Here is a 14,062-nt window from a genome sequence, read left to right as displayed (position 1 = left end):
GGAGACCGCCGTGGCGATTGATCCCTTCGGCCCCGGTTCCGTGACCGGTGCTCGTACCACCGCTTCCAGCTCCATGAGCCAGCTCAGCGAGGATTACGAAAGCTTCATCACGCTGCTGACCGCGCAGATCCAGAACCAGGACCCGCTGGAGCCGATGGACAGCACCACGTTCATCTCCCAGCTTGCACAGTTGAGCCAGGTCGAACAGTCCGTTGCGGTCAATGACAACCTCGAAGGGATCTCTGGCCAGTTGTCGAGCATGTCGGCCATCGGCGGCCTGAACCTGATCGGGAAAAACGTGGTCGCGCCAAGCGACGAGGTGGCGTTACAGGACGGTCAGGCGATCGCGGGCTACAGGCTGGCGGCGGACGCGGCCTCGGTGTCCGTCTCCATCAAGTCGGCGGACGGCACCCTGCTGCGCCGCTACGACGACCTGGACCGCAGCGCGGGCACGCTTCACTCGCTGTCGTGGGATGGATTGGATTACGAGGGCCTGCCACTCCCGTCGGGCCGCTATTCCCTTGAAATCCGTGCCGAGGATGCGGCGGGTAACGTGGTGCCAGGTCAGACCTATGCCGCATCGACGGTGCGCAGCATGACCTATGAGAACGGTCTTGCCACGTTGCACCTGGCGAATGGGGAGACCACCAGCGCCGGATTGATCGAAGAGGTGTGGTAAGCGCGCGCCGCAGGTTTCAGCTGCGCGGCACGTTCGCTTTGACCATCGACAGGAACATTACGTCGGTGACGCCGTCCCCGAAATCGGCCTGAAGGTCGGACACCAGGGCGCGTGTCAATTTCTCGGTGTCGATATCGGGGCCCTGCATGGTCGATGTGCCCGCCGCGTCATGCATTGAGGCGAGGATCACGTCCCGCAGGCGCGAGGCGTTCTCCGCCACGTTGAAGGCCTGCGCGGTTGCCGTGTCGCGCATCGCGACGCCGACTTCCGAGACAACATAGGTCACGCTGTCGGGGTGATAGACGGGAACGCTGACACGGCCGAGCCGCACGACGCTGCCATCGCCCAGTGGGTCCTTGCGCAACAGGCTGGCGGTGTGGTCCTCCGCCCGGCGATGCGCGGCTTTTTCGGCATGGCCGGGTGTGTCGAGGCGGTGGCTTCCATCCTCGTCACTTGGGGCGGTCATTGCCGTTTCGGCAAGGGAATCCAGCACCTGCTCGGCCGCGTTACGCCGGCCATGTTCAAAGGTTTCTTCAGCCGCAGAGGTCAGCGCCGGGGTGGCGTGGTCAGCGGCGCTGCCGGACAGCATGAACTGCCCGCCTGCGAAGCCCGCGGCCCCGCAAAGGACCGGCAGGGCTGCAAAGGCGATATGGGCTTTCTTCATGACCGATTCCCGAATGTTCCTGTTCGAGTAAGGTTATGAATTCCAATTCAGGCAATAGTTGTATTCAAATATGGTTAAAGTTTGGCTTAGTACGGTAGGATGATGTCCATCACGTCCTCGCCGTAGCCGCGCGCCTGCTGGCGGCTGATCGCGCCACGGCCGCCGTAGCCGATGCGCGCCTCTGCCATCTTGTCGTAGGGAATGGAGTTGTCGCGGCCGATGTCCTGCGGGCGGATGATGCCCGATACCCTCAGCTCGCGCAATTCCTCGTTGACCTTGACCTCCTGCCGGCCGAGCACGATGAGGTTCCCGTTTGGCAGGGATTGCACGACCAGCGCCGCCATCCGCAGGGAGATCGCCTCGTTGCGGGCAATCGAGCCATCCCCGGATGCCCCTGTGGAGGAGGTGATGTCGACAAGGTTGCCCTCCGGCAGGTCTTCGGGGCCGACGCCGGGCAGAACCTTGTCGATCTGGGTGCCGTAGCCAAAGAAATTCGGGAAGGCGAGCGTGCTGCGCCCGGTGCGGTTGCGGTCGGATTCGTTGTTCAGACTGGCCTGGTCGTCGATGTCGATGATGATCGTCAGGATGTCGCCGACCTTGGTGGCGCGTTGATCGCCGAAGAAGCCGGAGGAACCCCGTTCCCACAGCGAGGCGCGTTCCGCACGGTAGGGGGCGGTCGCGATCTCCGGCGGTGGCATCGGCACGTTGATGTTGCGCGCGGCGGCCAGGTCGCCCGGGTCGATGCCCACGGGGCTGAGTTCGGGTTCGCGGTCGAAGGCGGCCGTGCTGCAGCCTGCGAGAAGGATCAGCGCGGTTCCGGTCAGCAGGAGGGCGCGGGGAGACGTCATCGGATCACCTCTACAAGACCATCCGCGCGGGCCACGGCGGTCAGGGAATTGTTGCTTACGAGATTGACGATGCGCACATCCTGGCCGCGATGGGCATCAGAGAGCGCCCGGCCGGGCGCGGTCACCACCAGCCTGCCGTCGTCATAGAGAATGTTCACCTTGTCGCCGCGCCCGATCACCAGCGGTTCCATCACCGACTGGCGCATCACCGGACGGCCCTGCGCCAACATGCGACGCACCTGCTTGCCTTCGAGCGATGCCGGGTCTGTCAGGGTAAAGGCTCCGACGCGGGCGACCGGAAGCTCGGTGATCCTGAAATCGGCCTCGCCGATGATTTCGCCGGGCATCAGGCGGCGCGTGGGCACCGGCAGGCTGAGTTTGGCCAGCGCCAGCCCCTGCAGGCGGTGGGTCACGCCGGTGTCGGTCACCGCGTTGGCAAGGAAGCTGCCGCTGTCCGGGTCGATCCAGAAGGCGGAAATCAGTTCCGCTTCCTTCACGGACCCGGCGCTGAAGCGCACGTGAATGGTGGCCTCCACGGGCAGCTCGTCGCCCCAGCGCTGCCGCACCTGTTCCTCGATCAGGACGGACGTGCTTTCGGCCAGGGCAGGCGAACCCGCCATGAGGATGGCGCAGAGCAGGGAGATCAGACGGCGAAACATGGGGTTACTTGATCTGGTTTGCGGCGGACATCATCTGGTCGGCGGTGGAGATGGCCTTGGAGTTCATCTCGTAGGCCCGCTGCGCCTGGATCAGGTCGGTGATCTGGCGGATGATGTCCACGTTGGATGCCTCCAGATAGCCCTGGCGCAGAATGCCGACGCCTTCGTCTCCGGGCAGGGCGGGGATCGCATCGCCGGAGGCCACGGTCGCCTCCAACAGGTTGTTGCCCAGCGGGCGCATCCCGGCGTCGTTGACAAAGGTGGTGAGGGTGAGCTGGCCGACTTCCACCGGGATCGGATCGCCATCGACGTAGGCGCTGACGATGCCGGTTTCGCTGATTTCGACGGCGGTGGTGTTGTCCGGCAGCACGACGCCGGGGTCGATCTCGAACCCCTGGTGGTTGACGATCTGCCCCTCGGCAGAGAGCCGGAAGGAGCCGTCGCGTGTATAGGCCTGGTTTCCGTCCGGCATGTTGACGGCGAAATAGCCGCGCCCGTCGATGGCAAGATCGAGCTGGTTTTCCGTCTGCGTCAGCCCGCCTTGCGTGTTCAGGCGCAGGGTGCCCACCGACCGCACGCCCAGACCGATGTCCAGCCCGACCGGGCGCGTGGTGCCCTCTTCGGCGGTGACCGCGCCTTCGCGCGACTGGTTCTCGTAGATCAGGTCGGTGAAAGAGGCGCGCGCGCTCTTGAACCCGGTGGTGTTCGCGTTGGCGATGTTGTTCGAGATCACGTCAACATTCGTCTGTTGCGCCATCATGCCGGTTGCGGCGATGCCCAGTGCCTTCATCTGCGTCCCTCGCTTAGCTGTTCCGTCCGATGCGGCTCAGCATTTCCTTTTTCAGTTCGTCGTCGGAGGCCATCAGGTTCAGCGAATGCTGGTAGGCCTGCTGGATCTGGATCAGTCGCGTGACCTCGGTCACCGGCTGGACGTTGCTGCTTTCCACGGCGCCCTGGATGACAGTGGACCCGGTGTCGTCCGGCACCAGTCCTGCGTCCTCGGCCTGCGGGACGAACATGCCGCCTCCGGCGCGGCTGAGCGTCTGGCGGTCGGGAAGCTCGAAAATGCCGACCTGGCCCATTACGCCGCCGTCGGGCGACGAGATCACACCGTCATCGGAAATCGCCAGAGCGTTCGCAAACTGCGGAGGGATGTTGAGCGCCGCACCTCCAAGGTCGAGGATCTGTGCGCCGTTCGCCGTCGTGACCTGGCCCTGCGCGTTCAGCACAAGCTGACCGTCGCGACCGTACCCGGTGCGACCATCGGGCATCTCGTAGGCGAACCAGCCTTGGCCTGTCAGCGCAAGATCGAGCGGATTGCCGGTCTGCACGACAACACCGGGGGTGTCATCCACGTAGGAGCCTCGGTCGAGCACGTAGTGCGTGCCTTCGCCGTCCACTGCGGCATTGCTCTTCTCCAGGTAGCTTTCAAACAGGACCCGCTCTGCCTTGAAGCCGCTGGAGCTGGCATTGGCGATGTTGTTGGAGGTCACATCAAGCTGTCGCTCAAGCGCGGAGAGCTTGGACAGCGCGACATATGTCGAATTATCCATGTGAACCTCCAATCTAAGCTTATCTGTACATTCTTTTCTTGCGAAGAATGCGGGCTTTGCTAGGATAAAGCAAGTATTATCAGGAAGAGGCGAGCAAAGAAGTGACCTATCCTTGCGCTTTCCTCGGACAAGCCTTGGCGACGGCCGGGTTTATCCTCTGCGCTGTTCCGGTGCTGGCGGAGCGGGACGCAGGCGCGTCGGTCACGACGTTCGAAGCGCCGGCGCTCGGCTCCATGCGGGTCATCGACCCGGCGCCCTTGTACCTGAGCCGCCGCGAAACGCGTCCCTTCCTGGAGGAACGCCGCGAGCTGATGCGCCGGCTGCAAGGTGCAGAAGAGGATGCGACGGCGCGCGCCCGGGCGCTCACGGATCTCGCTGAATTCCACTTTGCGCATGGCATGGCGCCCGAAGGTCTGTCGTTGCTCGCCTCTGTCGACGGTGCGGAGCTGCCGCTGGCGCATCGGCTGCGGGCAGCCGCCTTCGAGCTTGCGCTCGGCCTGATAGACCTGCGTGAGCGCCCCCTGACAGGACGGGCCAAGGCGCTTCTGGACCCGGTGCATCGCGACTGGGCCGACCAGCCCTTGTTTCTGGCGTTGCATCACATCGGAGAGGGGCGTTGTTCCGAGGCTGCCGTTTTGCTGGATGCAGCTGTCGGTCGCCTCGCGCGGTTCTCGTCCTCCGTGCAGGAAAGGGTGCTGCCGGGTCTGCTCGAATGCGCAATTCGGTCAGAACGGTGGCGCTTGGCCAGGGATATCGCCGCGGCCTTCGATGCGTATCCTTCGCTCCGGGACAGCCCGGCCTACCATTTCCTGCTGGGAGAAGTTGCAAGCGCGGGGGAGGCCCCGCTGGCCGCGTTTGACAGTTTCGTGCGGGCGCAGTCGGGCGACGACCTCTGGGCGCATCGCGCGCGGCGGGCCTTGGTCGATCTTGGACTGGGCGAGGACGTTCTTGGGCCGGATGAGGCGGTACGATTGCTGTCGCAGGAGGCGCAGATGTGGCGCGGTGGTCCGGAGGCGGCAGAAACGCTGCACGCGCTGGCCTCGCTGCAGATGATTGCGGAGGATCAGGTCGGCGCGATCGAGACCTACGGCCAGCTCATGGTGCGCCATCCCGGCACGACGCAGGCCAGCGACGCGCAGCAGAAAGCCCGGACCCTGATTGATGCCCTGTATCAACGAGGGGCTGCCCGCGACATGTCCCTGACGCGCTACATGGCCGCGCATGAGCGCATCGCGCCGCTGTTTCGGTTCACGCTGAATTTCTCGGAGGCCGCGACTTTGCTGGCGGATACGTTTCTGGCTGCGGGCGGCACGACCATCGCCGCGCGGGAATACGCGACCATCCATGATTACCTCGTCGCTGGGCAGGACCTCGGGATTGTCGATATTCCCGAGGGTGCGCTGCAGCGGTTGAAGGTCAAGGAGGCGGAGGCGCTGGCGGCGGGCGGGCAGTGGGAAACGCTCGGCGCCTTGCTGGCGCAACCGTTGGACCTGGACGATCCCGACTTGCGCCGCCGTCTCGAGCGCGTTTCCGTGCGTCTCCTGCAGGAAACGGGGCGCAGCAGCGAACTTTTGACCGGCACTGCCGAGGACGCCCCGGATCAGGTGCTGAGGCTGCGTGCGCAGGCCCGGTTCGACGCAGCGGAGTGGCCGGAGGCGATGACGGCCTATGGCCGGCTGCACGACCGGCTGGGTGGGGATATGCCCCTGCCGGACAGCATCCGCTATCTTCTTGCAGCCCACCGCAGCGGGGACATGGTCCGCACCGCAGAAATCGCGCGAACCTTTCCCGCGTTGACGGAGTTGCCCGCCTGGGCCGACATTTCTCGGAGCCTGACCCATGCCGCGCCCGAGCTTTTGCCGCTGCGGCAGGACACGGCACGCGCCCGGATCGAGAGTGCGGGCGAGGTGCTCGAAACCTTGCCGGGGCGAGAACAGCTCAATTGATGCGCCGCGCAGGGGTCTGAGCAGGCAAGATTCCCGCAAAAATTGCCAAGTAAACAAATCTTTAACCGTGGTGTAACCGAGTTCTGTTAATTGGTTAACGAACGGTGGGTCATCACCGACAGAAAAAGACGAGGCGGATATGAGTATTTCCAACGCGATGGCATCCGGGGTCAGCGGCCTGCTTGCCAACTCCAAGGCGGTCGAAAACATCTCCTACAACATCGCGAACGCCGATACGGTGGGGTATCGCCGCAGCTTTTCGCAGATGATTACCTCCGGCTCGACCTCGGCTTCGGGCAGCTTCGCCACGGGCGTTGCGACCGCGGTGACCCATTCCAACACCGCCGAAGGCAGCTTCATGGACACCGCCGTGGGATCCAACATGGCGATCACCGGCAGCGGCTTCTTCGTGGTGAACTCGAATATCGACGCCTCCTATACCGCCGGGAACATGTTCACCCGCGTGGGCAGCTTCGAACCTGACGACAACGGCAATCTGGTGAACGCCGCCGGGCTTTATCTGATGGGCTTTCCCTACGGAGGCGATGGCACCCTCGGGGCTGTGGACCGTGCCAGCTTTGGCGACCTCGAGCCGGTGAATATCGCCAATCAGGCGATCAGCGGCACGGCGACGACGTCGGCATCGCTGTCTGGCAATCTGCCGTCACAGGAAACCGGTCTCGATACGCCGGGCGAAGCCTTCGTGACCTCGGCGGAATACTATAACGACCTGGGCGAGGCCGAGCGTCTGACCCTGTCCTTCCAGCCCACCGGAAACGATGACGCGTGGGTGGTGACGATTTCGGACGGGACGACGGAATACGGCAGCGTCACGATGACCTTCAATGACAGTGGCCCGGATGCCGGCTCCCCTGCGTCCTTCGACGATGTCACGGTGACCGCGACCGCGCCCGGCGGGTTTGCCTTTGACCCTGCGACCGGTGAGATGACGCTGACCATCAACAATGCGGACACGCCGCAGGTCGTCACCATGTCGCTGGGTGCGCCGGGCAGCTTCGACGGCCTGACGCAGTTTGCCGGTGACTACACGCCGATGACCGTGAAGCCGAACGGCAGCGAAAGCGGCACCCTGACCCGCGTGGAGTTCGACGAATTCGGGGACGTCTGGGGCGTTTTCGACAATGGCACGCGCAAGGCGCTGTACTCGATCCCCTTGGCCACTTTTGCAAACCCCAACGGGCTGGAGACCAGCAACAACTCGACCTTCCATATGTCAAACGATTCCGGCGGCTTCTATCTCGGACAGGCCGGAACCGGCGAAACCGGATCGTTGAGCTCGGGGGGCGTGGAGTCTGCCAACGTCGATATCGCCGAAGAGCTGACCGACCTGATCCAGCGCCAGCGCGCCTATTCCTCGAATGCCAAGATCATCACCACGGCGGACGAGATGCTGAACGAGACGGTGAACCTGAAGCGTTGATCGGCGCCGCCGACGGATAGGAACACACCATGAGCCTGATTTCCGCTCTCAACGCGGCGCGCAGCGGCATGAGCACCAGTTCCCGCTGGGCCGATACCGTATCGACGAATATCGCGAACGCGAACAACGCCAGCTACGCCCGGCGCGAAACGCAGATTACCACCAACGCGCAGGGCGCGGCCCAAGTCAGCGAGATCACCCGCGCCGTCGACAGTGCGCTGGACGGCCTCTATCGCACCGAGGTCAGCCGGACCGCAACGCAGGATGCCATCGCCACGGGGCTGGCAGGGTATACCGCGCTGCTCGGTGACACCGAAAGCACCGATACCATGCTGACGCGGCTGACAGATTTCCAGAACGCGCTTGGCCTTTTGTCTGTCTCGCCAGCAGACACCGGGCTGCAGCGGGCCACGGTCGCCGATGCGCAGGAACTGGCGCAGGCGCTCAATCGTGCGGGGGGCGCCCTCGATGCCGCGATGGGGCGCGCTGAAGAGGGTGTCGTCGCCGATGTTGCGGCGGTGAACGACCGGCTTGGGCGGATCGCGGCGCTCAGCGAGCGGCTGGCGTCCTCCGACGGGAATGGCGAGGCGCCGCTTTCGGTTCACGACGCGCTTGGCGCCGAGCTTGACGCGCTTGCGGAATACATGGACGTCACGACACGCACGGATGGTCACGGCCGGATGGAGGTCTTTACCTCGGGTGGCACCGCGTTGCTGACCGGCGGCAGGCCGGAGACGTTGCGATTTGACGCCGAAAGCGGAACGCTGTGGGCCGGGAGCGTCGACATCACACCGGGCGTTTCCGGCAAGCGGGGCATTTCCGAAGGCTCCATTTCCGGCAAGGTGGCGCTTTACACGACGGTTCTGCCGGAGATGCAGGCGCAGCTGGACGAAACCGCCCGCGCGCTGATCTCCGGAATGGAGGCGGCGGATGCCAGTCTTCTGCCCGGTGAGGCGGGTCTTTTCACGGACGCAGGAGCCGCGCTGACGGATCCGGTCGCGCCGGGGCTGGCCCGCCGGATCGCGGTGAACGAGGCCGTGGTGCCCGAGGTCGGGGGCGCACTCTGGCGGATCCGTGACGGCGTCGGTGCGGTGGTGCCGGGCGCGGCCGGAGCCAACGGCCAGGTCATGGATTTTGCCGATGCGCTCAATGGCAGCCTGACGTTCGACGAGGCGCACGGTCTGGGCAGCGACGTGCCGCTGTCGCGCTTCATGTCATCGCTGATTGCCAGCCAGAACAGCACCCGCGCCTCGGCCGAGACCTCCGCCGAACGCCTGGCCGCCGGTGCCATCGCCACGCAGACGTCGCGCATGTCCTTCATGGGCGTCAATGTCGATGACGAGCTTCAGCAGCTCGCCATGATCCAGCAATCCTATGGCGCCAACGCGCAGGCCCTTTCGACCGTCTCCGAGATGATCGACACCCTGCTGGCAGCCGTGTGACCCGGGAGCCCAGCATGATCGGTTTCACCCGCGCCCCGTCGACGCTGTACAGCAACCTGTTGCGTCGAAATGCCAATGCGGAGATGCAGGCGCAGTTGTCGCGCGCCGAACAGGAGTTGGCCACCGGCATAAAGAGCGACATCTACAAATCGCTCGGACCGACGGCGGCCGAAGCGCTGAGCCTCGATGCTGCCCTGTCTCGTGATACGGCGCAGATCGCGGCGAACAAGCTGCTTGGCGGGCGGCTCGACACCATGAGCAGCGCGCTCGGCTCCATGGGCGAGGCCGTGCAGTCCACCCTGCAACTGGCGGTGACCAACAGCGGGTTCAACGGTGGTACGGCCAGCGGTCTCCAGACCTCGGCCCGGGCGTCGCTTGATGCGCTGATGTCCATGGCCAACGCGAATTACGGTGGCACCCCGCTTTTCGCGGGCCCCTCGGACGGAGCCCGCGCGTTGCAGGATTACGACACGCCCCGGGCGGAGACCGGGCTGTCGCCCCGTGTGGTGATCGACGGCGTGATGGCGGGCGGGCTGGGGTCCGTATCCGACGCCACCGCGCGTATCGCGGAGCTCGACGCGATCTTTTCCAATACCGCCGCGAACCCGGATGAGACTTTCGATGCGCTGTTCTTTACCGGTGCCACGTCGGCGGACCCCATGTCTGCGGGGATCGGCGACGGGATCACGGTCAACTACGGGGTTCAGGCGAACGATGACGCGTTCCGGCAGGCCTTGCAGGGACTGGTGATGCTGGCCACGACCGACGCATCGGAGATCGGTGATGCAGAGGCATACGCAATCTGGGTCGACACGGCAGCGGCACGGTTGAGCAGCGGCCTCGAAGGGTTGCTGGACAGCCAGGTCCAGCTCGACACGGCATCGGCGCGGATCGACGAGGCCAATACGGGGATGGAAGATCGCGCGAACCTTTACAAGGGGCGCGTGGCCGAGCTGGTGGAAGTGGACAGCTACGAGGCGGCGACCGAGATCACCGCACTCGAAACTCAGCTTCAGGCGAGCTACGCCGTGACGGCGCGGCTGTCACAGTTGAGCTTTCTGAACTTCATGAGGTGATCCGGAGGTGTTCGGCAGGCGCGTAGGGTCCGTCCGCACGGCGTCCAGTTCGGGTGCCGTCCTGGGTGTCAGCTTGTAGCCACGACCGCGGATCGTGCGGATATGCGGGTCTCCGGTGGGCGACATGCTTTCGATCTTCTTGCGGATGCGGCAGATATAGACATCGATCACCTTGTCGAAGGGCTGATCCTGAGCCATGCCGTAGACCGCGTCGTAGATCACCGATTTCGACACCACCCGGGGGGCGGAGAGCGCAAGCTGTTGGAAGATCGCAAGTTCGCGCTGCGACAGCTTCATCGGTTTGCCCGCCACGTCCGGATCGCGCCCGTCGAAATACGCGGTAAGATCGCCGATGTGCAGGCAGCTGGCAGCGTGTCCGTGAAACCGGCGGGTGATCGCATTGACCCGGCTGCGCAGTTCAAGCCCTGTCAGCGGTCCGACGATATCGTCGTCGGCGCCCGCATCAAGTGTTTGCATCGCAGCTTGCGGATTGCGGACCATGCGCAGCACAAGGATCGGATTGCGGCAGCCGGAGCGCCGCAGTCGCGCGATGCGCTCCACCAGCTTGGGGTGTTCGGCCAGCACGACGGGCCGCGCGGCGTAACCATCTCGGCCGAGCAGATCCAGGTCGCGATCAAAGAGATCGTCATCGACCGACACGGGTTCCCACTCCGCCTCGTCCAACCTCGACAGAAGGCCGTGAAAGGCGTTGGATCGCGGCTCGTAAAGATAGATATGCACCACGCACTCCCGATAGGTCGTTGGATCTTGTTATCCATGACTGAGTGCGCCGATCATGATGCGGTCCGGCCCGATGGTCAAGTATAAGACAAGAATAGTTTCTCTATCCTTGATTTAATCATTGCTGAAAAGGGTGCATCCATGTTTAATCTTGAGCAATGGAAACCCTTCGACGCGGAAGCTTCATGCGGATCGCAGCCAGTATTGCCGCCTTCATCGGGGCTCTTTGCCTTGCCGTGCCGTCCGTCGCGGACGTGCGGATCAAGGACATCGCCACCTTTGAAGGTGTGCGCGAGAACCAGCTCGTGGGCTACGGGCTTGTCGTCGGGCTGAACGGCACGGGGGACAGCCTGCGCAACTCGCCGTTCACCGAGAAGAGCATCGAGGCAATGCTGGAACGGTTGGGGGTCGGCAACCTGTCAGACGACCGCATCAAGACGACCAACACCGCCGCCGTGATGGTGACTGCCATGTTGCCGCCCTTTGCGCGACTGGGATCGCCCGTTGACGTCGTGGTCTCGTCGCTCGGGGATGCGACATCGCTGCGCGGTGGCACGCTGATCGTGACGCCCCTGACCGGGGCCGACGGTGAAGTCTACGCGGTGGCGCAGGGCCCGATCGCTGTCGCGGGGTTCTCGGCCACCGGGGTCGCCGCGTCGATTACCGAGGGCGTGCCCACCGTTGCCCGGATCGAGAACGGCGCAACCGTCGAGAACGAGGTGGATTTCCAGCTTTCCGCTCTGGACTCCGTGCGTATCGCCCTGCGCAACCCGGACTTCACCACGGCAGTGCGCATGTCGGATGCGATCAACAACCGTCTAGGGGGGAACTCTTCGCAGGTCCTGGATTCCGGGACGGTGGAGCTTGCGCTGCACGGAGCCGGGAAGGGGGACGTGCCCGGCGTGCTTTCGGAGGTGGAGAACCTGCGGCTGGAACCCGACAGCATCGCCAAGGTCGTGATCGACGCCAAGACCGGGACCATCGTGATCGGCGCCAACGTGCGCATCGACAGGGTGGCGGTCAGCCAGGGTGGCCTGACGGTGATGGTGCGCGAGGACCCGGAAGTCAGCCAGCCGAACCCGATCACCATCGGCGGAACAACAGTCGTGGTGCCCCGGACCTCTGTCGCGGTCGAGGAGCAGGAAACGCATTTTACAATCCTCGAGGGCGCCGATGTCAGCCTTCAGCGGCTGGTGGATGCGCTCAACGCCATCGGCCTGAGCGCGACGCAGACCATCTCGATCCTGCAGGCGATCAAGGCCGCCGGCGCCTTGCACGCCGATCTGGAAATCATCTGAGGAGCCTCGGCATGGACATCGGCAGCAACATGGCGGCGCTTCAGGTCACGGGGGCGCAGGTCGCTCAGCCGGGGGCCGCCGCGCCCGATGCCCCGCACAGCGCGGTGAAGGAATTCGAGACCATGTTTCTCACCCAGATGGTCGACGAGATGCTCAAGCAGGTGGATATCGGTGATTTCGGGGGCGGGCAGGCGGAGGACACCTGGCGCTTTTTCCTGGCGGAAGCCTTCAGCCGCGAGATCGTCGAACAGGGTGGTGCCGGGCTGTCCGCCAGCCTGGAGCGGTCGCTTTCGGCGTACAGCCAGACACGGAAAATGGAGTGAGGGAGATGCCAGCGATGACACATGCCGAAGCCGGACAGCTCATCGACCGTCTGGCCCGCGTCCTGCGCGACGAGATCGCCGCCATCGGGCAAGGCGAATTGGCCCGTATCGACGAGCTGTACCCGCGAAAGGCAGAGCTTCTGGGCGAAATTGAGACGGCATTTGGATCGGGCGAAAAATATTTCGGCGGTGACGATGCCCAAAGCCGGAAACTGCACCGCAAGCTCGATGAATTGCGCGATCTCATCCAGACGGACCTGGCATTGTTGAAGCGCATGACGGAGGCCACAGGCGCCGTGGCGCGGGAAATCGAAAGAATCCGGGATCGTCAAAGCCTTCGCGGTGTCTACGATCGAGAGGGTGCCCCGGCACAAGCATCTGTGACTCCCTCGCAACGGTTTGACAAATCGATCTGAATCGACCGGTTCAAAAACTTATACTGTTCCAATTTTGCGTGTTACGCATGTTCTACGGCAAAGTCCGTTTTCGTCAGAAAGACGAAAGATAACGATAGAAATCGGAGCAGAACCAAGTGTCTTCCATCAACACCAACGCCAGCGCCATGAACGCGCTGTCGACCCTTCGTCAGGTCAACAAGGACCTCGAAGGCACCCAGAGCCGCATCTCGACCGGTCTACAGGTACAATCGGGCAAAGATAACGCGGCCTATTTCCAGATCTCCGAGACCATGAAGGGCGACAGCTCGGTCTACGCGTCGATCAACGAAGGCCTCACCCTGACCAAGAACTCGGTCTCGACCGCACGTCTTGGCGCAGAAACCATCAACGGCCTCGCACAGGAATTCCTCGACAAGGTGGCCTTCGCGCAGGGCGCGACCGGCGGCTACGACGAGGTTGAAAACGACCTGTCCGAGCTCGTGAAGCAAATGGAAACCACGCTGAGCCAGTCGACCTTCAACGGCGACGACATGCTGGGCGCGGGATCTTACAACAACATCGTCAACGACGCCGGTGGCTCGGTCAACGCGATTGCGTCGGTCGATGGCACCATCGGGACTGCGGTGACAAACGCTGACGCCACGGTGGGCGTTGCGCGCAACACCGTGACCGGCATCAGCCGCGCCGGCGGCACCTACGCGACCACTTCGATCGAGGTGGGGACCCACGACATGGCGGAGCTTGTCGCGTCGTTCAAGGCCATCGTGGAAGTTGCCGGGACGACCACCGGTGGCGACAATGTCACTGGCTTTGGCGCAACCGCGGCAGCAGGTGACACCACCGACAACTTCTTGGCAACCGCGCTGGCAACGACCGAAGGTCTCGCAAGCCAGGTCACTGACATCGCGACCAAGCTGGGCCAGTCGGAGAAGTCGATCGAGAACCAGCAGGAGTTCCTCTCCTCCGTGGTCGACAACATCGATGCCGGTGTCGG

The 14,062-nt window shown here is 64.0% G+C and carries 15 protein-coding genes; 9 read left to right on the top strand and 6 right to left on the bottom strand.

Features of this window, described 5'->3' with window-relative positions:
- The first annotated feature begins 10 nt into the window (after nt 1-10).
- Nucleotides 11-679: a flagellar hook capping FlgD N-terminal domain-containing protein gene (locus GGQ68_RS16655; RefSeq protein ID WP_183967992.1), complete on the top strand. Its 669-nt coding sequence runs from the start codon at nt 11-13 to the stop codon at nt 677-679.
- Between the two features lie 16 nt (nt 680-695).
- Here the strand turns inward: GGQ68_RS16655 and GGQ68_RS16650 are convergent, their stop codons facing one another.
- From GGQ68_RS16650 to GGQ68_RS16630, 5 genes are all read right to left on the bottom strand, one after another.
- Complete coding sequence (locus GGQ68_RS16650; RefSeq protein WP_183967990.1) at nt 696-1,343, bottom strand: hypothetical protein; 648 nt, start codon at nt 1,341-1,343, stop codon at nt 696-698.
- Nucleotides 1,344-1,429: 86 nt separating this feature from the next.
- Nucleotides 1,430-2,191, bottom strand: coding sequence for a flagellar basal body L-ring protein FlgH (gene flgH, locus GGQ68_RS16645; protein WP_183967988.1), 762 nt, complete (start codon nt 2,189-2,191; stop codon nt 1,430-1,432).
- Nucleotides 2,188-2,850 (bottom strand): flagellar basal body P-ring formation chaperone FlgA, encoded by a 663-nt coding sequence (gene flgA, locus GGQ68_RS16640; RefSeq protein ID WP_183967986.1) that lies wholly within the window; start codon nt 2,848-2,850, stop codon nt 2,188-2,190. Before flgA ends, flgH begins: the two co-directional genes overlap by 4 nt.
- 4 nt (nt 2,851-2,854) lie before the next feature.
- Complete coding sequence (gene flgG, locus GGQ68_RS16635) at nt 2,855-3,640, bottom strand: flagellar basal-body rod protein FlgG (RefSeq protein WP_183967984.1); 786 nt, start codon at nt 3,638-3,640, stop codon at nt 2,855-2,857.
- Between the two features lie 13 nt (nt 3,641-3,653).
- Nucleotides 3,654-4,403, bottom strand: a complete 750-nt coding sequence (locus tag GGQ68_RS16630; RefSeq protein WP_183967982.1) for a flagellar hook basal-body protein — start codon at nt 4,401-4,403, stop codon at nt 3,654-3,656.
- A gap of 101 nt (nt 4,404-4,504) precedes the next feature.
- On the opposite strand from GGQ68_RS16630, the gene GGQ68_RS16625 reads away from it, so the two are divergent.
- From GGQ68_RS16625 to GGQ68_RS16610, 4 genes are all read left to right on the top strand, one after another.
- The gene (locus tag GGQ68_RS16625) at nt 4,505-6,349 is read left to right on the top strand and encodes a hypothetical protein (protein ID WP_183967980.1); all 1,845 of its coding nucleotides are present in this window, start codon (nt 4,505-4,507) and stop codon (nt 6,347-6,349) included.
- Between the two features lie 139 nt (nt 6,350-6,488).
- Entirely contained in the window at nt 6,489-7,790 is a 1,302-nt protein-coding gene (locus GGQ68_RS16620) for a flagellar hook protein FlgE (RefSeq protein WP_183967978.1), read from the top strand.
- Between the two features lie 29 nt (nt 7,791-7,819).
- Complete coding sequence (gene flgK, locus GGQ68_RS16615; protein ID WP_183967976.1) at nt 7,820-9,232, top strand: flagellar hook-associated protein FlgK; 1,413 nt, start codon at nt 7,820-7,822, stop codon at nt 9,230-9,232.
- A gap of 14 nt (nt 9,233-9,246) precedes the next feature.
- Nucleotides 9,247-10,308: a flagellin gene (locus GGQ68_RS16610; RefSeq protein ID WP_183967974.1), complete on the top strand. Its 1,062-nt coding sequence runs from the start codon at nt 9,247-9,249 to the stop codon at nt 10,306-10,308.
- On the opposite strand, the gene GGQ68_RS16605 is transcribed toward GGQ68_RS16610, so the two are convergent.
- Nucleotides 10,276-11,049: a winged helix-turn-helix domain-containing protein gene (locus GGQ68_RS16605; protein WP_343055967.1), complete on the bottom strand. Its 774-nt coding sequence runs from the start codon at nt 11,047-11,049 to the stop codon at nt 10,276-10,278. The genes GGQ68_RS16610 and GGQ68_RS16605 overlap by 33 nt on opposite strands.
- 185 nt (nt 11,050-11,234) lie before the next feature.
- Between GGQ68_RS16605 and GGQ68_RS16600 the strand changes: the two genes are divergently transcribed.
- From GGQ68_RS16600 to GGQ68_RS16585, 4 genes are all read left to right on the top strand, one after another.
- The gene (locus GGQ68_RS16600) at nt 11,235-12,347 is read left to right on the top strand and encodes a flagellar basal body P-ring protein FlgI (protein ID WP_183967970.1); all 1,113 of its coding nucleotides are present in this window, start codon (nt 11,235-11,237) and stop codon (nt 12,345-12,347) included.
- Nucleotides 12,348-12,358: 11 nt separating this feature from the next.
- Nucleotides 12,359-12,670: a hypothetical protein gene (locus GGQ68_RS16595; protein ID WP_183967968.1), complete on the top strand. Its 312-nt coding sequence runs from the start codon at nt 12,359-12,361 to the stop codon at nt 12,668-12,670.
- 14 nt (nt 12,671-12,684) lie between these two features.
- Nucleotides 12,685-13,086, top strand: a complete 402-nt coding sequence (locus GGQ68_RS16590) for a hypothetical protein (RefSeq protein ID WP_183967966.1) — start codon at nt 12,685-12,687, stop codon at nt 13,084-13,086.
- A gap of 116 nt (nt 13,087-13,202) precedes the next feature.
- Nucleotides 13,203-14,062, top strand: an 860-nt coding sequence (locus GGQ68_RS16585) for a flagellin N-terminal helical domain-containing protein (RefSeq protein ID WP_183967964.1), incomplete at its 3' end; no start/stop codon positions are given.

Origin of the sequence: Sagittula marina (assembly GCF_014196795.1) — a bacterium.
Classification (GTDB): domain Bacteria; phylum Pseudomonadota; class Alphaproteobacteria; order Rhodobacterales; family Rhodobacteraceae; genus Sagittula; species Sagittula marina.
This window is presented reverse-complemented; position numbering and strand designations above follow the sequence as displayed.